Source organism: Breoghania sp. (genome assembly GCF_963674635.1).
In the GTDB taxonomy this organism is placed as follows: Bacteria; Pseudomonadota; Alphaproteobacteria; order Rhizobiales; family Stappiaceae; genus Breoghania.
The window spans coordinates 2,476,542-2,497,861 of sequence record NZ_OY771475.1 but is presented as its reverse complement, the minus strand read 5'-3'; the positions used below and the strand labels follow the sequence as shown (position 1 = coordinate 2,497,861).

The following is a 21,320-nucleotide window of genomic DNA, read 5'->3' as shown; positions in this document are numbered from 1 at the left end:
GGCGAGGGGAGCCTCGCCTTTCTTGCTTTAGGGGGCGCGGCTGCAAGCGCGGGCTAGTCGTCCGCCGAATGATGCGCACGGATGCGGCGCACCAGATACCAGATGGCCAGGACCACGAAGGGCACGGTGGCCGCGGTGACAAGCCCCGCATGGATTTCAAGACCCGCCTCGTGCGCGCCTTCAATCACATGGCCAAGAAGCCCGACCACGTAATAGGAGATCGCCGCGACCGACAGGCCTTCGACGGTCTGTTGCAGGCGAAGCTGTTGGCGCGCGCGCTTGTTCATGGTTTCAAGCAGATTGCGGTTCTGGCTTTCCAGTTCGACATCGACGCGTGTGCGCAACAAGGTGGCCGCGCGCGCCAGCTTGCGCGAAAGATGATGCTGGCGCTCCTCCGTCGTTTCGCACGTGCGCATGGCGGGCCGCAGTCGCCGGGCGAGGAAGCTCGCCCAGGTGGAGTGTCCCGGAACGGCCTGTTCGCCCAGGGCCGCGAGCCGCTGGCTGACGATCTCGTCATAGGCCCGGCTCGCGCCGAACCGGTAGGCGGAGGCCGCCGCATTTGCCTCAAGGTCGGCGGCAAGCTGCGTGAGGCGCTGTAGCAGGGCCTCGTTGGCGGCAAGGCCGGAGCTTTGGCGGATTTCGGAGGCGATTTCCGTCAGGCCGGTCTCGATGCGCCGGATCAGCGGGGCCTGTTGCTGGGCTTCCGGCAAGCCCAGAAGCGCCAGCATGCGGTAGGTCTCGATCTCCAGAAGCCGCTGGCAGGCAGCCCCCGCGCTTTGCGGCGTCGCGCCCTTGTCGATCACGAGCGTTCGCGTCATGCCATGACCATCGGCCCGGAAATCCGTCGCAGCCACCAGGTTTCCCCCCATGATCTCGGAGGCCACAAGGCTTGTCGCGTCGAAGAGGTCGGTGAGGGCCGGACATCCCGCCTGCGCCACCAGATCAAGGCGTGTTGCAACGACAAGCGGCCCCGGTGCGCGGAAGTCGCGCCCGAATGGGGAGCCTGCCGGGTCAAAGGAAAAGGGCGGGGAGACGTCCTTGGTCGTGTGCTCCTCGCTTTGCGCGACCCCGTCCCAGGTGTAGGTGGTGAACTCCGCGTGGCTCTCCCAGCGCAGCGCCCCACCCCCGAAGGCCAGGACATGGTGACGGCTGTCCGCATTGGGGCCTGCAGCCCCATAGGCTTTGCAGAAATCGGCGAACCAGTCCCGATCCGCCGCCGCAGCTTCCTCATCGGTGGTGAAGGCGTAATGGAGAAAGACCCGCGGTGTCTGTACCGGCAGGAATGGTCGTGCGTGCAACTCGCCCAAAAGCGCCCGCCGCAGGGGGTGGGGTGCAAAACCAGCGTTTTCGATACGTTCGGCCACCGTCAGCCCCTTGTCGGAAAGTCGTGCGGAAGGGGACGGATAATGATCGCTTCGCGACGATCTGTCATCCGCGTTGGGCTTCCCACGGAGAACGCTGCGATAAATACTTGCAGTCGATGGTTATAAGTAAAAATGACAATATACTTAGGTAAGTAACTGTCGACGCGAAGTAAGGGGATGGAGTTATACACAGGGCAAAAATAGATTTGAAAGGAGGGGGGTATGGGAGTAGGGCTTTAGACAAGCGGCGTCAAATTGTCGCGCATTGTGTCTCGACCTGCCCCAGAGCTACGACCCCCTCTCCGGCATCGCGCACTGCCATATGTCCCGATTTGGCGCGAACCAATCGTCATATCTTCGAAAGAGAGGAGGCTCCCCATGGCAGATCTTCCCGGGATCCCGTCCCGCCGAAGCTTTCTGAAGGCAACGGCTGCAAGTGCGGCTGTCGCAACCATTCCCTTCCGGACGGAAACCGCTAAGGCGCAGGACCTGCCTGCGCTTGAAGACTACAAGCCCACCTATTTCGACGCTGCTGAATGGACCTTTGTCCTCGCGGCCTGCGCGCGCCTCATCCCTTCGGAGGGAGATGGGCCGGGTGCGATCGAGACAAGGGTGCCGGTTTTCATTGATCTTCAGCTTGCCGGCCCCTTCGGTGCCGCTGCCGACTGGTACATGTCGGGGCCTCATGATGCGTCCGCCGACCCCAAGCTCGGTTACCAGAGCCCGCTTACGCCTGCCGAGGTCTATCGACAGGCAATCCCGCTTTTTCAGGACTGGTGCCGCGCCAATCATGGCGGGGCCTTTGAGGCGCTGGATGCGGACACGCAGGACAAGGCCCTGACTGCGCTTCAGGACGGCAATGTCGGGCTCCCCGCCGAGATGCGCGATTTCTTCTCGCTTCTTCTCCAGAACACCAAGGAAGGCTACTTCGCCGATCCGATGTATGGCGGCAACCACCAGATGCAGGCCTGGGTGCATGTGGGCTTCCCCGGTGCCCGCGGCAGCTATCTGGAGTGGGTCAACAACCACAACGTGGAATACCCGCTTGGCCCCGTTTCCATTTCCGGCGAGAGGGCCTGACCCATGGCGAGACAAGATCCGAAAAAAGACGTCGTCGTCATTGGTCTCGGCTGGACCGGGGCGATCCTCTCCATGGAAATGGCGGAGGAGGGGCTTGAGGTTCTGGCGCTGGAACGCGGCGACGATCGCGACACCGTGCCGGACTTCCAGTACCCCAATATCATCGATGAGCTGAAATACGGCATTCGCTACGAGCTGATGCAGAAGCCGCGCAAGTCCACGCTGACAGTGCGCCGCTCCACCGATGAGACGGCGCTGCCCTATCGCCATCTGGGCTCCTTCCTGCCCGGTGACGGCGTTGGCGGGGCAGGGGCGCACTGGAACGGCCAGAACTGGCGTCCGCAGGAAGTGGAATACCGCCTGCGCTCCTATGTGGAGGAAACCTTTGGCGCCGACGTTATCCCCGAAGGCATGACGATCCAGGATTGGGGCGTCACCTACGAGGAGCTGGAACCCTATTTCGACCGTTTCGAGAAGGTCGCAGGGATTTCCGGCAAGGCGGGCAACCTGAACGGCGAGATCATCGAGGGGGGCAACCCGTTCGAAGCGCCGCGTTCTTCGGAATATCCGATGCCGCCGTTGCCGCATACCTATGATGCGGAACTCTTCCGTCAGGCCGCCAAGGCCAAGGGCTTGCATCCTTTCCCCCGACCTGCCGCCAATGCCTCGCAGGCTTACACGAACCCCTATGGGATGCAGTTGGGGCCCTGCAATTTCTGTGGTTTCTGCGAGCGCTTCGGCTGCCTGAACTACTCCAAGTCCTCGCCGCAGGTCTGTGTGCTGGACGCGCTGAAGCGCAAGCCGAACTTCCAGTACAAGACCAATTCGGAAGTGCTGAAGATCGAGAAGGCCGACGACGGCAAGACCGTGACCGGCGTGACCTATTTCGACGAGAAGGCCAATGAGGAGGTCTTCCAGCCGGCCGATCTGGTGATCGTGTGCGCCTACTCGCTGCACAACGTCCACCTGTTGCTGGTTTCTGGTATCGGCCAGCCCTACGACCCGCTGACCGGCGAAGGCGTGGTGGGCAAGAACTACGCTTACCAGATGACCGGCGGCACCCGGCTCTACTTCAAGGACAAGACCTTCAATCCCTTCATCGGGACGGGCTCGAACGGCATTTCCATCGACGACTATTCGATCAGCCAGATTGATTTCGCGACCGAAGGCTTCATCGGCGGAAGCTACATCACCGCCGGTCAGACCAATGGGCGTCCGATCCAGTCCATGCCGCTTCCCCCGGGTACGCCCAAATGGGGCAAGGCCTGGAAGGAAGCGACGGCGGAATGGTATGGCCATTCCATGGCCATCGGCTCGCACGGTTCCAACATGTCCTATCGGGACTGCTATCTGGACCTCGACCCGACCTACACCGACCGCTTCGGCCGTCCGCTCATGCGCATGACCTTCAACTGGAAGGAAAACGACATCCGCATGACCCAGTTCATGAAGGCGCGCATCGAGGAGATCGGCAAGAGCCTCAACCCGGACATGATGGCGTCGGGCTTCAAGTCGGACGGTGCGCAGTATGACGTCCGGCCCTATCAGTCCACCCACAATGTGGGCGGCGCGATCATGGGCGCAGACCGCAAGACCTCGGTTCTGAACAAGTATCTGCAGAGCTGGGATTGCCACAACCTGTTCGTCATGGGCGCTTCCGCCTATCCGCAGAACACGCAGTACAACCCCACCGGCGCGCTCGGCGGGCTCGCCTACTGGTCGGCGGCGGCAATCCGCAAGGATTACCTTGCCAATCCGCGGCCATTGGTTTGAGGGGAATTGAGCGATGAAAACGTTGTTCAGAATTGTCGCCGTTCTCGTGGTCGTCGGCCTTGCGGCTCTTGCCGCCATCATCTTCGTGCCGGTCCAGCGCACCGCACCGTCGCAGGACGTGGCCGCTGACTGGCAGCCAGCAGAAGGACAGGGGCGCTATGCGGCGCTCATGGCCGACTGCGCCGCCTGCCACACAGCACCGGGTGGAAAGCCCTTCGCGGGTGGGCGCGTCATCGAAAGCCCGATGGGCGCGATCTATACGACCAACATCACACCGGACAAGGAAACCGGCATCGGCACATGGTCTCTCGACGACTTCCGCGCCGCCCTCATCGATGGCGTGGATAACAAGGGCCGCCATCTCTATCCGGCCATGCCCTATGCCAACTACCGGCACATGAACGAGACCGATATCCGTGCGCTCTATGCCTATTTCATGAACGGGGTGGAGCCGGTCTCCAACAAAGTGCAGGACACGGCGCTTCCCTTCCCCTTCAACCAGCGTTGGGGCATTCGCCTTTGGAACTGGATGGCGCTGGGCGATGCGGGCTTCAAGCCAGCGAGCGCGCCGATTGCCGAGAGCGATCACCTGGCGCGCGGCGCCTATCTGGTTCAGGTGATGGGTCATTGCGGCTCGTGTCACACGCCACGCAACGTATTTATGGCGCAGGCAGGCAAGAATGAAACCGACACAAGCTTCCTGTCGGGTGGAGAAATCGGCGGTTGGTCCGCGCCGGACCTGCGCGGGCCGAAATCCGCTCCGCAGGCCTGGGCAGCGGAAGAGCTGAAGGCCTATCTCACGACAGGGCGCAACGCCCATGCCGCTGTTGGCGGCGAAATGGCGCTGGCGGTGGAGCATTCGCTTCAGTTCATGAGCGAAGAAGACGCCAACGCAATGGTCGCCTATCTGCGCGCAATCGGGGCGGAAGGCCCCGCCAATGACGAACCGCTCACCCCGCGTGACGATCAGGCAGGCGGCACCGTCGCTCGTCTTGATGCCGCGAACGATCCGACCTCGGTGAAGCTCAAAAAGGCCGTCGATCTCAGCGAGGGCGAACGCCTCTACCTGGACAATTGCGCGGCCTGTCACTTTGTTGACGGGCGTGGTGCGCCGGAGGTCTTCCCCGAACTGAAGGGCAATGCCACGGTGGTTGCCGACCAGACCGGAGGGCTTCTGCACACGATCCTCTATGGTGCGCAGATGCCATCGACCGAAGAGCGGCCCGAGCGGTTGCACATGCCAGGCTTTGCCAGGCGCATGTCGGACGAGGAAATCGCAGCCCTTGCCACCTTCGTGCGGTCTGCCTGGGGCAACGAGGCGCCGCCCGTGACGGCGGCGGACGTGGCCGCGATGCGCAAGGCGGGGGCATCCGCGTCCCACTAGGGCGCAGCTCCTTCAGGTGTCCGCCGGAACGGACACAGCGAGAGAGGCAGCCTGACGTTTTTTTCGGCAGGCGGCATAAAGAAAGCCCGGCTCGGCAATTCGCCCGGTCGGGCTTTTTGTCCTTCGTTGTCGGCCGTGCTCTCGCGTGGAGCGAAACAAGACGCTGACTTTAAAAGTTAAAATCCACCGTGCCCTTTGGGAAAATGCGGGCGTGGACACAAAAAAGCCATTCGTTGGAATGCAAATTGCTTGCATTCCAAGTTTATGCAATACGCGGACATCATGTCAGATCAAACCATTTCACCGCGCGTCCGGTTCGGGCTCGCGCTTGTCGTGCTGGCGCGCCAGTGGCGGCGCGTCATCGATAATCGTCTTTCCGAACTGGGGCTCTCAGATGCAAGCTGGACGCCGCTTGTCCATCTGGCCGGGGCCGGAGACGGCGTGCCCCAGACGGAGCTTGCAAGACGCATCGGTCTTGACGGGTCCTCGCTTGTCCGCCTTCTCGATACGCTTTCCGAGCGCGGGCTTATCGAACGACGGGTCGATCCGCGCGACCGTCGTCTGCGCCTGATCCATCTGACCGAAGCCGGTCATGCGGCCACCGCCGACATCCGCGAGAAACTGTCCTCGGCGGAGTTCGAACTGCTTTCCGATTTTTCCGATGAGGATCTTTCGCAGCTTCTGGAGGCATTTTCGCGTCTCGGCAATCGTATCTCCGCCATGGAAACCAGGGAGGGCATTGCCGATGGCAAGTGATCCATCATCTTTGAGCGCCCGCCTGATCGCGTTCGGCTTCGATATTCCGAAACTCCGCTATGCCACGCGCGTGGCCCTTTCCGCCTGCCTTGCGTTGGTCTTGGCCTGGGCACTTGGTCTCGAACACCCGCAATGGGCGGCGATGACGGTCTTCGCCGCCTCTCAGCCGACCCGCGGCCAAATCCTCGAAAAGGGTTTCTTTCGACTCACTGGGACGTTCATCGGCGCCCTTGTCGGTCTGGCGCTTCTCTTCGCAAGTGTGGGCGAACCATGGCCGCTCGTCATCGGTCTAAGCCTGTGGATCGCCGTTTGCGTCGGTATCGGCAATCTGGTGCGTGGCTATCTTTCTTATGGCACGCTGCTGGCCGGGTTCAGCGCGGCGATGGTGGTGCTGCTCGCCCAGTCCCATACCTATACGCCGTTGATGCTCGGGCTCGATCGGGTTCTGACGGTATTGCTGGGCGTCGTCATCGCCACCGTCATCGGCTATCTCATGACCCCTGCGACAAGCGAGAGCGAGGCGCTGGGGCAGCTGCGCAGGCTGGGCGCTGACGCAATGGTTGCCGCAGCTGCCGGTCTGCGCGGAGAGCCATCGGATCCGGCAGCCCTTCTCGCGCGCGCCGCCGTCATCGAGGATGGCCTCAATGCCTATGGGTCGGGGTCCCTGCGTGCCCGCAGGAGGGCCGATATTCTTCATCGCCGACTGATCGCGCTTTCCGATCTCCTGATCGTGTGCACTTCCTCAATGGTGGTCGGCAATCCGCGCGTGGCCTCGGTTCTGGAAGAGCTTTCCAACCGATTGCATCGGGAGGCCGAGCCGGTGGACCAGTCTAGCGACTTCACGCGCGCCGCGCAGTTGACGGACGATCCGCTTCTTGCCGGGGTGTTGAAGACGATGGCGGCCGCGGTTGGGCGCGAAGTGGAAATCACCCGCCGGGAAGTGCTCGTTGAAGAGCACTGGGACTGGAGCGGCGCACGTCAGGCGGCTCTGCGCGCCCTGGTTCTGCTCATGTGTGTCGGTTCTGCATGGGCGTTGACCGGATGGCAGGCAGGGCCTTACCTCATGCTCGGCGGCGCGGTCATGATCTCCGTCTTTTCGACCTTCGACGATCCGTCCTGGGTGATGCGCCAGCTCATGCAGTGGCAGATCCTTGCCGGCATCGTTTCGCTCTTTTTGAAATTCGTCTTGTGGCCGTTTGCCGGATCTCAGCTGGAAGCGGTCCTGATGATCATGCCCTTGTTGCTGGTGGTGGCGCCGCTGATGAGCCACCGGCGAACGGGCGCGATATCGATGGACTACGCCATGGTGCTGCTGCTGATCTCACAGCCCATCTATCCATATCCGGTCAGCTTGTTGCCCGCTTTTGAGCAGACGCTCGCCGTGATCTCCGGTCCGCTTATCGCCTTTTGCGGCTATCGACTGATCTATCCCACGAACGCGCGAAAGCGCATGGCAGGGCTTGGCAAGGTGATGCGCGCGGAACTGCGCGCGATGGCGGGCGCACGGGCCGTGGAAGGCAACGTCGCGCTCTGGCAGGCGCGCTTTTCCACGAGGCTTTTGAAGCTGATCCGCTGGTCTGGCAAGGCGACGGCCGTGCGCAACGACGCGCTGGCGGAAGGTCTCGCCGTTCTGGCACTCGGGCATGCGATCTATCTGTTGCGGAGCCTGCGCCGAAAGGCGGGAGTATCGAGCGGCACGAAGCGCGCGGTTGAAACCGCGCTCGCCCGCCTCGCGCGCGATGCCGGTCGCTCTCCGCGCTCCCTTGCGGCCATCGTTCGCGTTGGACGGCGTCTGAAAGCCGAGGATCCGGCATCCGCGGAAAGGCTCTATCGCTTCATGCGACCACTGGGGGGCTGCGATGAACCGGCACCGGTCCAGGATGTCGTTGACAGGGTCGGTTCGGTCGCGAGCGTCCTGGTTGACGGCAGGGTAACGACCGGGCCGATGGCGGCCTCCTGATTGATCGCCAGGCAGCTGGTAGGACCGGAAAGCGAAACAAGAAAAAGGCCGGACCAAAAAGTCCGGCCTTTTGTTCAGATCGGCGCAAGCGGGGGTAAAGGCTTGCGGCCTATTTCATGCTGCCGTCTTCGTTGAACTGGGCGAGATAGGCGACGAGATCCGAAATATCCTCGTCCTTCTTCAGCCCGGCAAAGGCCATCTTGGTGCCTTTCACGAGATCGCGCGGCTTGGGCAGATATTCGTGCATCAGTTCCTCAGACCACACGTCGTGGGTCGTCGCGAACTCTTCCATGCCCTTGGAGTACTTGAAGCTCTCCACGGAAGCGATCTTGCGACCGATGATGCCGTTCAGCTCGGGGCCCACGCGGTTCTTGGCGCCCTCGCCAATGGCATGGCAGGCCTTGCACTTGCGGAAGACCTTCTCACCCTTTGCCGGATCGCCGTCAGCGAGCGCCGCCGTGGCCGTGGCCAGAAGCGCCGCGCCAGCGATGACCATCATTCGTTTCATATTGAATTCTCCCATTCCATTTCGGGCATGTCGCATTGCTGATGTGCCGAACAGAATACATACAAACATATGAATTAACATATGTATATATTGTATTCGAAAGGCAGGATCTGCCTGGCCGCATGATCAGAACAACGCTGCATCGCGTTACCGAGTTCCACAGGGTATCATCCTGACCGAGCGACTAAATCAGATCAGACCCCAACCGGCAATGGTACCAATGAACGTTGCCAGTGATATGACGTAGCCCAAGTCATGGTGCGTTGGAAGAAACGGGAGCCTGTGCGAGCGTTTCGTCCAGTCCTTCGTCCCAATAGGGCTCGGGCCCGTAGAGCGCGGCCAGATAGTCGATGAAGACGCGGACCTTGGCGGGCAGAAAGCGGCGCGAAGGATAGACGGCGTAGATAGCCACATGTCGCGAGGCGCGGTATTCGGGAAGCACCACCTGGAGCCTTCCCTCGCGAAGATCCGCGCCCACGTCCCATGTGGAGCGCAGCGCCACGCCGACACCCGCGCGCACCGCCTGCAGCACAACCTCGTTGGAATTGGTGGCAAGCCGCCCGTGTGCGCGAACAATGACAGGTCCGTCCGGCCCGTCGAGCCGCCACGGATCCTGATTGGCCGCGGCAAGGCAGGTGTGTCCGGCGAGATCAGCAATCGTGCGCGGCGTTCCGTGACGCTCCAGATAGGTCGGGCTGGCGCACAAGACGCGATGAATGCGCGCGAGCCGCTTCGCCACAAGGCTTGAATCGGAAAGCTCGGCAATCCTGATGGCGAGGTCGTAGCCTTCTCCAACGATATCGACGAAGTTGTCCGACAGTTCCAGGTCGACGGAAAGGTCCGGGTTGGCGTCGAGAAACGGCAACAGGTGCGGTGCAATGTGCTTTCGGCCAAACGAGGTGGGAGCCGCAACCTTGAGACGTCCCTTGGCGATGCCGGAACGCCGGGTCACGAAGGATTCTGCCTCCTCCACCTGTGTGAGGATGGCGGTCACGCGTTCGAAATAGCCCTGGCCCGCCTCGGTCAGCGCAATCTGGCGCGTGGTGCGTTGAAGTAGCCGGGTGCCGAGCCGGTCCTCAAGACGTCGCAGCCGTTTTGAGACGACGGCGGGCGAAAGCCCCATCTCACGCCCTGCAGCCGACATGCTGCCTGCGGTGACCACCCTTGCAAAGATCTCCATATCCGCGAAATCGTTCATGCGGCTCCGTCTGCTCCCGAAAGAAGGCCGGTTCGCGACAGCGCCTCACCAACGCCACCGCCCGGCATTTTCAATTTGGCGGCAAGAATAAGCGCAAGGCTCTCCGCTTGTCGCGCGCCTTCGACCGGTTTCACCGACGACATTGCCGAGAGGTTTTTGCCTGCAGACGCTGTCGCTTTACGCTCGTTTGCGGGGCGGCAGGGGCGGCGCGGTCACTTTCAACGCTGGGGAATATATGAAAGTGCGGATTATCCGCTCAACGCGGCAAGCGAAAGATAGTATGTGTGAGGAAAGTGGGAGGCTGGTTCGCGCCATATGCGAGCCGGTGACGACGAGGCAGGGAGGATGCCATGTCGGGGCTAGTAATGCCCGAGGCCGACAAGGCCGTTCTTGCGCGCCGCGCGGAAATCGTGTCGGCGTTGCGAAAGATCGTGCCGGGGGAGGGCGTGATCGCCCGCGAGGAGGAGATGCGCGCCTATGAAACGGACGCGCTGACCGCCTATCGGCAGATGCCGATGGTGGTGGTTCTGCCCTCCACGGTGGAGCAGGTCTCCGCCGTTTTGAAATATTGCCATGACAACGACGTCAAGGTCGTGCCGCGCGGGGCGGGCACGTCGCTGTCCGGCGGCGCGCTGCCGCTGGAAGACGGCGTTCTGCTGTCGATGATGAAGTTCAACCGCATCCTCGATATCGATTACCCCAACCGCGCCGTCGTCACGCAGCCTGGCGTCACCAATCTGGGCATTACCCGCGCAGTGGAGCATGAGGGGTTTTATTACGCGCCGGATCCGTCCTCCCAGATCGCCTGTTCCATCGGCGGAAACATCGCGGAAAATTCCGGCGGCGTTCACTCGTTGAAATACGGCCTCACCACCAACAACGTGCTGGGGATCGAAATGGTGCTGATCACCGGCGAGGTGATCCGGCTCGGCGGCAAGCATCTGGATAGCGAGGCTTACGACCTTCTCGGCATCATGACCGGATCGGAGGGCCTTCTGGCCGTCGTCACCGAGGTGACGGTACGCATCCTGCAAAAGCCGGAAACCGCGCGCGCCGTGCTGGTGGGCTTTTCCTCCTCGCAAAGCGCTGGACAATGCGTTGCCGACATCATCGGCGCGGGCATCATCCCGGCAGGCATGGAGATGATGGACAAGCCCGCCATCCACGCGGCGGAGGATTTCGTCCACGCCGACTATCCGCTCGATGCCGAGGCGCTGCTGATTGTGGAACTGGACGGCCCGGAGGCGGAAGTCGATCACCTTTTGGAAGAGGTCGCCGCGATTGCCGGGCGCAATGGCTGCACCTCGTCTCGGGTGTCGCGTTCGGAAGAGGAACGCGCCACCTTCTGGGCGGGGCGCAAGGCGGCCTTTCCCGCTGTGGGGCGCATCTCGCCCGACTATCTCTGCATGGATGGCACCATTCCGCGCAAAGCACTGCCGGAAGTGCTGGAGCGCATGCAGGAGCTTTCGAAAAAGCACGGCTTGCGCGTCGCCAATGTCTTCCACGCGGGGGACGGCAACATGCACCCTCTCATTCTCTATGATGCGAACAACCCGGGCGAACTGGAGCGCGCGGAGGAATTCGGCGCGGATATCCTGCGTCTCTGCGTGGCGGTGGGCGGTGTGCTGACCGGCGAACACGGCGTGGGCGTGGAAAAGCGCGATCTCATGGGCGAGATGTTCAACGAGGTCGATCTCGCGCATCAGCAGCGCGTGAAATGCGCCTTCGACGACAAGCAGCTGCTCAATCCGGGCAAGGTGTTCCCCCAGCTCCACCGCTGCGCCGAGCTTGGCCGCATGCATGTTCATGGTGGCCAGCTGCCATTCCCGGATATTCCAAGGTTCTAGATGCCAGAGGTTCTGGATGACTGACCGCCATTTCCACCCCACCGATGCAGACGAGGTGCGTGAGGTCGTCGCCTGGGCGGCGGCCGAAAGCCAGCCGCTGGAAATCCTGGGCGGCGGCTCCAAGCGCAAGCTGGGCCGCCCCGTGCAGGCGGCGCAGGTGCTTGATGTTTCGGGTCTTTCCGGCGTCGAGACTTACGAGCCGGAAGAGCTGGTGATCACCGCCAGGGCCGCAACGCCGCTTGCCGAGGTGGAGAAACTGCTTGCCGAAAGCGGGCAGGAATTCGCCTTCGAGCCGATGGATTATGGCCCGCTGTTAGGCGGTGAGCCCGGCAAGGCGACGCTGGGGGGCATGCTGGCGGCGAACCTTTCCGGCCCCAAACGGCTGAAGCATGGCGCGGCGCGCGATCATGTGCTGGGCATTCACGCGGTCTCGGGGCGCGGCGAGGTCTTCAAGTCCGGCGGCACGGTGGTGAAAAACGTCACCGGCTACGATCTTTCGCGCGGTCTTGCAGGCTCATGGGGCACGCTTGCCGTCACCACCGCCCTGTCCCTGAAAGTGCTGCCCGCCCCACCGACGGAGACGAGCGTCCTCATCGAGGGGCTTGCCGATGACGCCGCCATCGACATGCTCTGCCGCGCGATGGGAACCTCTGCGGAAGCGGCCTCCGCCGCGCATCTGCCCGTGGGGCTTGCGAAAGGCTTCGCCGATCCCGCTATTTCCGAGGCCGGCGTAACCGGACAGACGCCCGTAACGCTGGTGCGGCTTGAGGGCTTTGCGCCGTCGGTCGACTATCGGTTCGAAAAGCTCGCCAAACTCGCCCGCGAGACCGGCCCCGTACAGCGCATCGACGGCGACGCCTCACGCGCCCTGTGGCGGGCGATCCGCGATGTGGAACCCTTCTGGGGCGATGAGACGCCGGTGTGGCGGGTCTCGGTCGCGCCCGCCTCCGGGGCCTGTTTCGTGGCCGCGCTGCGCCGCTCCGCCGATTTCAGTGCCTATTACGACTGGTCGGGCGGGCTGATCTGGCTGCGCTTTGCCGATGGCGAGGCGCATGCCGAGGAGGTGCGCGCAGCGGTGACAGAGACGGGCGGCGGTCACGCCACGCTCATCCGCGCTGATGCGGCGACACGGGCGGGCGTGGATGTCTTCCAGCCGCAGGACCCTGCGCTTTCCGCTCTTTCGCGGCGGCTCAAGGCGCAGTTCGATCCCTCCGGCATCCTGAACCCGGGTCGCATGGTAGCCGGGGTCTGACGGAATTTTACCGGCGCGGGCCCGCAAGGGCTCATGATTTCAGTTGCGAAGACGGGAGATATTGCAAATGAGCATGCAGAGCAGTGGTGGCGCGGACAGCTACATCGAGCCGGGCGCAAACAACGTCAAGCTCATCTACATCCTTTATCTGGTCGCCTTCTTCGTCGGCCTGACGGGGCTGGTGGGGCTTGTCTTCGCCTATATCAACCGGGGCAAGGGCGGGGCACTTGCCGACACCCACTACACCTTTCAGATCCGCACCTTCTGGATCGGCCTGCTCTACACCGCCGTCTCCACATTGCTGACCTTTGTCGGCATCGGCTTCCTGCTGTTCATCGTGGTTGCGGTGTGGCTGATCATCCGCTCGGTGAAGGGCCTTCAGTCCATCAGCCGGGGCGAACCGATCCCCGATCCCCAAACCTGGCTGTTCTAGCCGTCCCCGTTCAACGTGCAGGGCGGCTGCCATGCCGCCCCTGCCGGGAATGCTGAAAAAAGACCGGACACTTCCATGCAGACGAATTTCTCCCTTGCCCAACTCGCAGACGCAGCCACGGCGGAATCCGAAGCGATCCTGCGCAAATGCGTTCATTGTGGCTTCTGCACGGCGACCTGTCCGACCTTCCAGATGCTGGGCGACGAACTCGACAGCCCGCGCGGGCGCATCTACCTGATCAAGGACATGCTGGAAAACGACCGGCCCGCCGATCCCCGCACCATCAAACATATCGACCGTTGCCTCTCCTGCCTCTCCTGCATGACGACCTGCCCCTCCGGCGTGAACTACATGCATCTGGTCGATCACGCGCGCACCTATATCGAACAGACCGCAAAGCGCCCGCTGGCCGACCGTTGGCTCCGGCGCATTCTGGCGATGATCCTGCCCTATCCGGCGCGCTTTCGCGCAAGCCTCATGGCCGCCTTCTGGGCAAAGCCGCTGGCCCCGGTCCTCAAACGCTTCGGCCCGCACGGGCGCAGGCTTTCAGCCCTTCTGGAACTCGCGCCCGCCAAAGCCCCGGCGCGCGCGCTGCATGTCGCCCCCGGCACTTATCCGCCGCCGCAACCGGCAGGGGAGGCGGAAGCGCCCGTCCGCCGTGGCCGCGTGGCGCTTCTTTCCGGCTGCGCGCAATCGGTTATGGGCGCGAACATCAACGACGCCACCATCCGCCTCCTGAACCGGGCGGGCATCGAGGTCGTGCTGCCCAAGGGCGAGGGCTGCTGCGGCGCGCTGGTCCACCACATGGGCCGCGAGCACAACGCGATGGATGCCGCGCGGGCCAATGTGGATGCCTGGTGGGCGGAACTGCAAGGAGAGGGGCTGGACGCCATCGTCATCACCGCGTCCGGCTGCGGCACGACCATCAAGGACTACGGCTTCCTGCTGCGCGAGGATGAGGCTTACGCAGAAAAGGCCAAGGCCGTGGCGGCCCTGGCCAAGGATGTGACCGAATATCTGACCGGCCTTGCCCCGGAAATCCTGCCCGCCCCGGTGCCCGCTTCCGCGAAGGAAGGCGTTTCGCCCGCATCCCTGAAGGTGGCCTATCACTCCGCCTGTTCCATGCAGCACGGCCAGAAGATCAAACAGGAACCGAAGACGCTTCTCACCAACGCGGGCTTTTCGGTGCATGACGTCCCCGAAGGCCACATGTGCTGCGGCTCCGCGGGCACCTACAACATCCTCCAGCCGGAGCTGGCGACCCGCCTGAAAGAGCGCAAGCTTGCGAACATCGCGAAGGTTTCCCCGGACATCATCGCCACCGGCAACATCGGCTGCATGACCCAACTCGCCTCAGGCTCGGACGTGCCCGTCATCCACACGGCGGAACTGCTGGATTGGGCCACGGGCGGGCCTGTGCCGGAGGGGGTGAGGTAATCACTTTGTTCTATTCTCTGAAATTAATTGTGCCGAAATCCTAAGAGTCAAAATTGTTTGATTCTATGTGTTCTAGGTGCTCGAAATCTAGTTTGGTTTTAAAGCTTATATGCATTGCAAGCATTGTTGTAATGGATATAAATATTAGTAAAATACAAAATGCGTAGACGATCCAGCCAGCAAAAGAATCTGATAGGCCTACATGGCAAAGATACAGAATGCAAAATATAGAAAGGAACCATGAAATAGATATGACAATAGAAGCTGATGATACCAGAAAGTAGTTATACGCAGAGCCGAGTTTTGATATCACATATCCGGGGGATCTTCCGTTTACCGGAGAGTTGCGTGCGTATTTTATGAATAGCCACATTGGTTCTCTTGAGGCGACGAAAATGTCAGTATCAAGCTTATCCTCCGCCATCACAGTTTGCGCAGTGGCGGAAATCATGGCGCTATATAGGTGAATAGAGAGAAATAAATATGAAATAAACAATACACTAAAGGAAGAAATTATAAGGCTAATTTCTAGAAATGCAGGAATATCCTCAATTGTAGCTCCGGTACCTGGAATTTTAAAGTTCCCTCCCTTCCAAGAGACAAATGACAAAAAGAGGAATATTATAAGTGTGCGAGCTGTTGAGGTTTGCTGAGACTCGAGGGTTGACTTCTGTTTAATCAAACCATCAAGAACGTCTTTATCTATTTTATTCAGGCCAAGGCGCTTTTGTCGTCGAAGTTCGTCGGAAGTGAACATTGAACAACGGACGTATAAGTTTTGTCTGATGTGGTATTCTTCTTTCATAGCTAATATATGATCTTTGTGGTGGTGACGATAATTATCTCGGTATGGTCTATGCGATAATTTTACCTAACGCATGGCCTTCGAAACGGGATCCGAAGCTTTCGGACACTTTTTTCCATCGATTAATCCAACTCAGCGTTAGTGAAAAAGCGGCCCCATCGATAGCAATTACACTACCGTGAGCAATGCAATTTCTCACTTGATTCATTTTATCTAGATTTTTCTTCAACGTTGGCGTTGATTGTCCCTGCCAAGAGAGCCCATCAAAAACATCGTTTATACCTAGTCTCCTAAAGAGGTTTATAATGTTTTTGTCGCTTGGATTTCCCCATCTTGACCAAGTGCTATCGTAATTCTTCCGTTCATCAGGGGTCAAAACTCGACCGAAGGCTTTCTCAGAGCAGGCAACAAATACTTCACCCACGTATGCTTGCATTGCGGATGTCAACATCACCACACATGCCCGATTCAATGCACGGCCTTCGTGATTGCCATCTTCGAGGCGTCTTGGCGCCCCCCTATCGCCTCCATGTAGATTGCGGCGCGCTGAGATCAATTCCTCAACTAGAGCAAGGGATAATGCCAAACCCAAATCCTCCGTAAATTAGTGAGTTATTAATTTGAGAAATATGGCATGAATAAAATAAAACTGTCAAATATATATAATCTGCGTTGTTGTTGCAGAACAAATAGTAATATATTTATATTGTGGATAAAGAAAAGTGGTTGTAAAAATTTCAATAATAATAGAAATTCAGAATAATAAATTCGCCTCGACACAGATACAGTTCGAATGCATCCTATCACGCACAAACCCCCGCCGTCGTCGCGCCGATCACGCATACCGCATCAGCCGGGGCCAGGATCACCATCAGCCCGCGCTTGCCGCCGTTGATGACGACTTCCTCAAAACCCTCGATGCTGGCGTCCATCACCGTCGGGCATTTGCGGCGCTGGCCGAAGGGGCTGATGCCGCCCTTGTGGTAGCCCGTCAGCTTTTCCGCCTTGGCCGTGTCCATCATCGAGGCCGACTTTCCGCCAAGTGCTGCGGCCACCTTTTTCATGGAAAGGCTGTGGTCGGAGGGGATGACCGCGCAGGCAGGCTTGCCATCCACCTCGATCATCAGCGTCTTGAACACCTGATCGGGCGGAAGGCCGACGGCCTCTGCCGCGTGAAGGCCAATCTGATGCTGGCCCGCGACGAAGTCATATTCATGCGTGCGAAAGGCGATCTTCGCCTTTTTCAGCATCTGGGTTGCGGGGGTGCCGGTGCTCAACGTTGTGTCTCCAGATCGCGCGTAATCCAGGCCATTACCACCTCCACCACATAAAGCTGTTCGGCTTCGCTTAAAGAGCGGCCCGGTTCCATTCCGTGCCACTTGGCAAGGCAGCCCCGGCAACAGGTGGCCGTGGCGTGCTGGGCGACGAAAACCGGGTGCCCGCGCATCGGCGTCTGCTTGCCGTCATTGGCGGGTTGCGCAGGCGCAAGCCGCTTGGCGATGAAGTCGCCCGCATGACGGCGCAGCGCATCGCGGCCCTTGGTGAGCGCATAGGCGCGCTCCTTCGCATCGAGCGTGAAGCGCGCGCGAAAGGCCGAGCGCGACAACCGTCCGAACAGGGCGTCCAGCGCGCCTGTGTCGCCTTCCTGAAGATCGCTTCCGCGGGCGGGCTCTTGCGGGAAGAGATCTGCTTGTTCGCCGGGAAGAACGGGGGCGCGGTGGGGGTGAGTCATGGAAGAATTTTCGCGCGCCGCCGCGCCCCTGTCCAGTCGATTGGGCAGCGCTGGCGGCAGCGCGGGGCGCGGGGGCGCGCGCTTTCCCCATACCAAAAGCGCGAAAACGCTGCGTGAGGTTTTGTTCGGCTCACAAACCTTGCCCTGCGGCGGCTTTGCCCTAAACTCCGGAACGACTCAACGGGGTGCCTGTCCGACTTGGGCGGGCTGAGAGGCATCCGCCAACCCGTATAACCTGATCCGGATCATGCCGGCGGAGGGATTGAGCGCCGGGCGTATTTTGCCCTTTGCCGCGCATCCTCCGTCTGGTTCCAGGAGAATGCAGTGACCGACAAGACCCCCGATTTTTCCAGCGCCGCAGACCTTGCACCCGTCCTGCCAAGCCTTGATGACGCGAGCATCATGCTCGAAGAGGTGCGCCGTCAGGGCCCGTTGGTCCAGAACATCACCAATTACGTGGCGATGACGATTTCCGCCAACGTGCTGCTGGCCGCAGGCGCCTCCCCCGCCATGGTGCACTCGGAAGAAGAAGTGGCCGATTTCGTCGCCATCGCCTCCGCGCTCGTCGTCAATATCGGAACGCTCTCGCCCTCATGGGTGGCGGGCATGGAAATCGCGGCCACGGCAGCGGGGAAGGCGGGCAAGCCCTGGGTGCTCGATCCGGTGGGCTGCGGCGCAACCCCTTATCGCACCGACGTGGCCCGTCGTCTGACGGCCTTGAAGCCCACGCTCATTCGCGGCAATGCGTCTGAAATCATGGCGCTTGCGGGCGCTGCCGGGGCTGCGCCCAAGGGCGTGGACAGCGCCGCGGGCTCGCACGAGGCGATTGAATCCGCGCGCGGCCTTGCGCGTGAGACCGGCGGCATCGTCGCGGTGACGGGCGAGACCGATTACGTGGTCAGCGCCAGCCGCACGGCGGCAATCGTGGGCGGCGACGTGTTGATGACGGCCTCCACCGGCGTCGGCTGTGCGCTCAGCGCGCTGTGCGGCGCATTCCTTGCGGCCTTGCCCAGTGCATTTGGCGCGACCGTCGGCGCGATGGCCGTTTATGCCTCCGCAGGCAGCATCGCCGCGCGCGGGGCTGGTGGGCCGGGGGATATTCCCGCCCGCCTGTGCAACGCGCTCTACCGCCTCGACCGGGAGGAACTGCGCGCCAATTCCGCCATCCGCGCACTCTGATCGCTCACGGAGACATCATGACCAGACCCGCCTTTGACCTGTCGCTCTATCTTGTCACCGACACCGCCCTTTGCGGCGCGCGCGGGGTGGCGGAAACGGCGGCGGCTGCCGCGCGCGGCGGGGCGACGCTCGTCCAGCTTCGCGATCCCCTCGCCAAGACACGCGAGCTGGTGGAGCTTGCCCGCGCCTTGAAGGCGGCGCTTGAACCTTTCCGCTTGCCGCTCATCGTCAATGATCGCATCGACGTGGCGCTGGCGTCAGGGGCTGAGGGCGTCCATATCGGCCAGAAGGACATGGCACCCGCTGACGCCCGCGCGCTTCTGGGGGCAGATGCGGTTCTGGGCCTGTCGGTCGGGTCGCTGGAGGAACTCGCTGTCTCCGATCTCGCCCCCGTCGATTATGTGGGCATCGGGCCCTATCGCGGCACCGCGACCAAGCAGGACGCGGGCGAAGCGATCGGGCTTTCCGGGTTCCGGACTGTGCGGGAAAAGATCGATCTCCCCGCCGTTGCCATTGGCGGTATCAAGGCCGAACATGCGGGCGAACTGATCGCAGGCGGGGCCGACGGCGTGGCGGTGGTCTCCGCCATTTGCGCAGCCCCCGATCCGGAAGCTGCCGCCCGCGATCTCATGGCGCGCATCAACGCAGCGCGCGGCTGACGGCCTCCATCGAGCGAACATGAAAAGGGGAGCCCGCATGTAAAACGCGGGCTCCCCTTTTGCGTGTTCAGATGCGCCTTTTTCAGTTCACGATGACGCGGGTTCCCACATCGACGCGGGCGTAAAGATCCTGCACGTCCTCGTTGCGCATGCGGATGCAGCCGGAAGATACGGCGCGTCCGATGGACCACGGTTCGTTGGAGCCGTGGATGCGATAGAGCGTGGAGCCCAGATAGAGAGCGCGCGCGCCCAGCGGATTGCGCGGGCCGCCCGGCATATGCGCGGGCAGGTTCGGCTGGCGCTTGCGCATTTCGGCAGGCGGACGCCAGTCCGGCCATTCCGCCTTGCGGGTCACCTTGTGGACGCCGGCCCACTGGAAACCGGGGCGACCGACGCCGACACCGTAGCGCCGGGCCTTGCCGCCTGCTTCCACCAGGTAGAGATAGCGAGACGGCGTATCGATGATGATGGTGCCGGGCGTTTCTGCGCCGTCATAATCCACGACGGTGGGCAGGAAGGCCGGATCCATTCTGCGCTGTTTGCGCGGGGCCGGATGCACGGCGGCCTGACGGCGGCGTGGCGCGGTTGTGGTCCGGCGCGCGGTGGAAGGTGCGGCATAGCTCCGTCGTGCGCTCATGTCCGGCGCGGTGGCGCGGCTTGAGCTGCCGAAGAGCCCACGATTGCGCCAGATCGGGGCGGTATCCCCTTGTGATCCCGGCGCGGCTGCGCGCGCGCCTGGCAGGTTGTTGTAACGCCAGCCATCGGGAAGGTTCGGGCTGCTGACATAGGGCGGCGGAGCCGCGCGCGAGCCTGCGGAAACGGGAGAAATGGCGGCGGCGATCACGCCTGCCGCAAGTGCGAGATAGATCGGAAAACGGGTCATCGACATCCTCACTGCCCTTTGTGAAGTTGGCATTCGTGCCGTCCTGCGCCGTTCGTCGGCGTTCTGCGGTAGCCCCGGTCCGGCCCTGTTATCCGTCCGGGGCTGTTGCTTCCAAACGTCCTTTGCGGATCATTTGCGTCGAATTTGCCGAAAATGGATCGTGAATTGGTGAATCCGCACCCTTGCGGACCGTAAAACCGCGAAAGCTGGTTAGCAGCCGGTTGGCAAGGCTGGTTAGCAGAGCGTTATCGCCTCGCGAATGAGGGGATCAGAACGGCGAAATCCGGCTGTTCTGCGCGCCCCCCTCATTGGTGCGGGCGCTCTCGGCGCGCGCGCTCACGGGCAGTGTCGCGTTGACGGCGAATCTGGAGAATGGACAGGACAAGGAAGGACAGCGCGGCCCAGGCGGTGCCCAGCGACCATCCGGCCAGAACGTCGCTTGGCCAGTGAACACCAAGATAGATCCGGCTAATCCCTATGAGAACCGCAAGCCCCACCGCGCAGCCGACAATGTAGGCGCGCACACGCTTGCGCACGACCACGCGCGCGACGAGTGCGGCAAGCGTCAGATAGGTGAGCGTGGAGATCGTGGCGTGGCCGGAGGGAAAGCTCGCCGTGTGAATGACATCGAGATGCGGCACGAGATCCGGTCTCGCGCGCCCGAAAAGCAGCTTCAGTGTTGTCGAAAGCGCCGCTCCGCTGCTGATGGAAAGAACGACAAAGAGCGCGGTTCCGGGAAGGCGCGCGGCGAGTAGCCCGCCTGTCACCATCACGATCAGCAGCCCGATCACGGGAAAGCCGCCAAGCGCGGTGATCTCCACCGCCGCCTCCTCAAGCCAAGCCGGCCCCAGGAGCCGGTCCGGGGCGCCCGCTTCGCGCAAGGACAGGAACACGTCGCGGTCGAACTGTTGAAGCTCTCCCTCGCTCATTTCCGCAGCAATGGCCACGAAGGCCCATATGGACAAAGCCAGCACACCGATCAGAACGACGGTGAGCAGCGACTGCTTGTCGTCGCGGAGACCCTTGGCGAGATCGAGCAGGCGGTTCATGGGCACTCCGTTTCCACGGGC

The 21,320-nt window shown here is 61.8% G+C and carries 19 protein-coding genes and 1 riboswitch; of the genes, 11 read left to right on the top strand and 8 right to left on the bottom strand.

The window, feature by feature from the left end:
* Positions 1-53: 53 nt before the first annotated feature.
* Positions 54-1,364, bottom strand: a complete 1,311-nt coding sequence (locus ABGM93_RS10840) for a DUF3422 domain-containing protein (protein WP_321499317.1) — start codon at positions 1,362-1,364, stop codon at positions 54-56.
* Positions 1,365-1,742: 378 nt separating this feature from the next.
* On the opposite strand from ABGM93_RS10840, the gene ABGM93_RS10835 reads away from it, so the two are divergent.
* From ABGM93_RS10835 to ABGM93_RS10815, 5 genes are all read left to right on the top strand, one after another.
* The gene (locus ABGM93_RS10835) at positions 1,743-2,444 is read left to right on the top strand and encodes a gluconate 2-dehydrogenase subunit 3 family protein (protein WP_321499315.1); all 702 of its coding nucleotides are present in this window, start codon (positions 1,743-1,745) and stop codon (positions 2,442-2,444) included.
* A gap of 3 nt (positions 2,445-2,447) precedes the next feature.
* Positions 2,448-4,217, top strand: coding sequence for a GMC family oxidoreductase (locus ABGM93_RS10830; RefSeq protein WP_321335517.1), 1,770 nt, complete (start codon positions 2,448-2,450; stop codon positions 4,215-4,217).
* 13 nt (positions 4,218-4,230) lie between these two features.
* Complete coding sequence (locus tag ABGM93_RS10825) at positions 4,231-5,601, top strand: cytochrome c (RefSeq protein WP_321499313.1); 1,371 nt, start codon at positions 4,231-4,233, stop codon at positions 5,599-5,601.
* Positions 5,602-5,883: 282 nt separating this feature from the next.
* Positions 5,884-6,357 carry a MarR family transcriptional regulator gene (locus ABGM93_RS10820; RefSeq protein ID WP_321499311.1) on the top strand — a complete coding sequence of 158 codons (474 nt, stop codon included), beginning with the start codon at positions 5,884-5,886 and terminating at the stop codon, positions 6,355-6,357.
* A complete protein-coding gene (locus ABGM93_RS10815) occupies positions 6,347-8,317 on the top strand; it encodes an FUSC family protein (protein WP_321499309.1) in 1,971 nt (656 codons plus the stop codon). Before ABGM93_RS10820 ends, ABGM93_RS10815 begins: the two co-directional genes overlap by 11 nt.
* Positions 8,318-8,426: 109 nt before the next feature.
* Here the strand turns inward: ABGM93_RS10815 and ABGM93_RS10810 are convergent, their stop codons facing one another.
* Together ABGM93_RS10810 and ABGM93_RS10805 are read right to left on the bottom strand one after the other, a co-directional pair.
* On the bottom strand, positions 8,427-8,825 hold the full coding sequence (locus ABGM93_RS10810; RefSeq protein ID WP_321499306.1) for a cytochrome c family protein: 399 nt from the start codon (positions 8,823-8,825) through the stop codon (positions 8,427-8,429).
* Positions 8,826-9,078: 253 nt separating this feature from the next.
* On the bottom strand, positions 9,079-10,023 hold the full coding sequence (locus ABGM93_RS10805) for a LysR family transcriptional regulator (protein ID WP_321499304.1): 945 nt from the start codon (positions 10,021-10,023) through the stop codon (positions 9,079-9,081).
* Positions 10,024-10,373: 350 nt separating this feature from the next.
* On the opposite strand from ABGM93_RS10805, the gene ABGM93_RS10800 reads away from it, so the two are divergent.
* The 4 genes from ABGM93_RS10800 (at position 10,374) to glcF (ending at position 14,992) form a co-directional block, all read left to right on the top strand.
* Positions 10,374-11,870: an FAD-linked oxidase C-terminal domain-containing protein gene (locus ABGM93_RS10800; RefSeq protein WP_319772802.1), complete on the top strand. Its 1,497-nt coding sequence runs from the start codon at positions 10,374-10,376 to the stop codon at positions 11,868-11,870.
* Between the two features lie 16 nt (positions 11,871-11,886).
* Complete coding sequence (gene glcE / locus ABGM93_RS10795) at positions 11,887-13,122, top strand: glycolate oxidase subunit GlcE (protein WP_321499301.1); 1,236 nt, start codon at positions 11,887-11,889, stop codon at positions 13,120-13,122.
* Between the two features lie 67 nt (positions 13,123-13,189).
* Positions 13,190-13,555, top strand: a complete 366-nt coding sequence (locus ABGM93_RS10790; protein WP_319772804.1) for a hypothetical protein — start codon at positions 13,190-13,192, stop codon at positions 13,553-13,555.
* A gap of 75 nt (positions 13,556-13,630) precedes the next feature.
* Positions 13,631-14,992, top strand: a complete 1,362-nt coding sequence (gene glcF / locus ABGM93_RS10785) for a glycolate oxidase subunit GlcF (protein WP_321499298.1) — start codon at positions 13,631-13,633, stop codon at positions 14,990-14,992.
* A gap of 854 nt (positions 14,993-15,846) precedes the next feature.
* Here the strand turns inward: glcF and ABGM93_RS10780 are convergent.
* The 3 genes from ABGM93_RS10780 to ABGM93_RS10770 all read right to left on the bottom strand — a co-directional run bounded on the left by ABGM93_RS10780 (position 15,847) and on the right by ABGM93_RS10770 (position 17,529).
* Complete coding sequence (locus ABGM93_RS10780; RefSeq protein ID WP_321499297.1) at positions 15,847-16,383, bottom strand: hypothetical protein; 537 nt, start codon at positions 16,381-16,383, stop codon at positions 15,847-15,849.
* A 217-nt stretch (positions 16,384-16,600) separates the two neighbouring features.
* A complete protein-coding gene (gene ybaK / locus ABGM93_RS10775; RefSeq protein ID WP_321499295.1) occupies positions 16,601-17,074 on the bottom strand; it encodes a Cys-tRNA(Pro) deacylase in 474 nt (157 codons plus the stop codon).
* Entirely contained in the window at positions 17,071-17,529 is a 459-nt protein-coding gene (locus ABGM93_RS10770) for a DUF4186 domain-containing protein (RefSeq protein WP_321499293.1), read from the bottom strand. Before ABGM93_RS10770 ends, ybaK begins: the two co-directional genes overlap by 4 nt.
* A gap of 171 nt (positions 17,530-17,700) precedes the next feature.
* Positions 17,701-17,808, top strand: a riboswitch (TPP riboswitch).
* A gap of 45 nt (positions 17,809-17,853) precedes the next feature.
* Here ABGM93_RS10770 and thiM point away from each other — a divergent pair.
* Both thiM and thiE read left to right on the top strand, forming a co-directional pair.
* On the top strand, positions 17,854-18,708 hold the full coding sequence (gene thiM / locus ABGM93_RS10765) for a hydroxyethylthiazole kinase (protein ID WP_321499291.1): 855 nt from the start codon (positions 17,854-17,856) through the stop codon (positions 18,706-18,708).
* Positions 18,709-18,725: 17 nt separating this feature from the next.
* Positions 18,726-19,367 (top strand): thiamine phosphate synthase, encoded by a 642-nt coding sequence (gene thiE, locus ABGM93_RS10760; protein ID WP_321499289.1) that lies wholly within the window; start codon positions 18,726-18,728, stop codon positions 19,365-19,367.
* An 82-nt stretch (positions 19,368-19,449) separates the two neighbouring features.
* Here the strand turns inward: thiE and ABGM93_RS10755 are convergent, their stop codons facing one another.
* The gene (locus ABGM93_RS10755) at positions 19,450-20,250 is read right to left on the bottom strand and encodes a L,D-transpeptidase (RefSeq protein ID WP_321499287.1); all 801 of its coding nucleotides are present in this window, start codon (positions 20,248-20,250) and stop codon (positions 19,450-19,452) included.
* Between the two features lie 305 nt (positions 20,251-20,555).
* Positions 20,556-21,299, bottom strand: coding sequence for a phosphatase PAP2 family protein (locus ABGM93_RS10750; RefSeq protein ID WP_321499285.1), 744 nt, complete (start codon positions 21,297-21,299; stop codon positions 20,556-20,558).
* Positions 21,300-21,320: the final 21 nt, after the last annotated feature.

What these genes read in the sequence shown, in the direction of transcription:
- ABGM93_RS10835 (WP_321499315.1), top strand. Translation starts at nt 1,743, where the DNA reads ATGGCAGATCTTCCCGGGATCCCGTCCCGCCGAAGCTTTCTGAAGGCA.
- ABGM93_RS10810 (WP_321499306.1), bottom strand. Translation starts at nt 8,825, where the DNA reads ATGAAACGAATGATGGTCATCGCTGGCGCGGCGCTTCTGGCCACGGCC.
- thiE (WP_321499289.1), top strand. Translation starts at nt 18,726, where the DNA reads ATGACCAGACCCGCCTTTGACCTGTCGCTCTATCTTGTCACCGACACC.
- ABGM93_RS10805 (WP_321499304.1), bottom strand. Translation starts at nt 10,023, where the DNA reads ATGAACGATTTCGCGGATATGGAGATCTTTGCAAGGGTGGTCACCGCA.
- ABGM93_RS10750 (WP_321499285.1), bottom strand. Translation starts at nt 21,299, where the DNA reads ATGAACCGCCTGCTCGATCTCGCCAAGGGTCTCCGCGACGACAAGCAG.
- ABGM93_RS10820 (WP_321499311.1), top strand. Translation starts at nt 5,884, where the DNA reads ATGTCAGATCAAACCATTTCACCGCGCGTCCGGTTCGGGCTCGCGCTT.
- glcE (WP_321499301.1), top strand. Translation starts at nt 11,887, where the DNA reads ATGACTGACCGCCATTTCCACCCCACCGATGCAGACGAGGTGCGTGAG.
- ABGM93_RS10825 (WP_321499313.1), top strand. Translation starts at nt 4,231, where the DNA reads ATGAAAACGTTGTTCAGAATTGTCGCCGTTCTCGTGGTCGTCGGCCTT.
- ABGM93_RS10815 (WP_321499309.1), top strand. Translation starts at nt 6,347, where the DNA reads ATGGCAAGTGATCCATCATCTTTGAGCGCCCGCCTGATCGCGTTCGGC.
- ABGM93_RS10770 (WP_321499293.1), bottom strand. Translation starts at nt 17,529, where the DNA reads ATGACTCACCCCCACCGCGCCCCCGTTCTTCCCGGCGAACAAGCAGAT.
- glcF (WP_321499298.1), top strand. Translation starts at nt 13,631, where the DNA reads ATGCAGACGAATTTCTCCCTTGCCCAACTCGCAGACGCAGCCACGGCG.
- ABGM93_RS10830 (WP_321335517.1), top strand. Translation starts at nt 2,448, where the DNA reads ATGGCGAGACAAGATCCGAAAAAAGACGTCGTCGTCATTGGTCTCGGC.
- ABGM93_RS10755 (WP_321499287.1), bottom strand. Translation starts at nt 20,250, where the DNA reads ATGACCCGTTTTCCGATCTATCTCGCACTTGCGGCAGGCGTGATCGCC.
- ABGM93_RS10790 (WP_319772804.1), top strand. Translation starts at nt 13,190, where the DNA reads ATGAGCATGCAGAGCAGTGGTGGCGCGGACAGCTACATCGAGCCGGGC.
- ABGM93_RS10800 (WP_319772802.1), top strand. Translation starts at nt 10,374, where the DNA reads ATGTCGGGGCTAGTAATGCCCGAGGCCGACAAGGCCGTTCTTGCGCGC.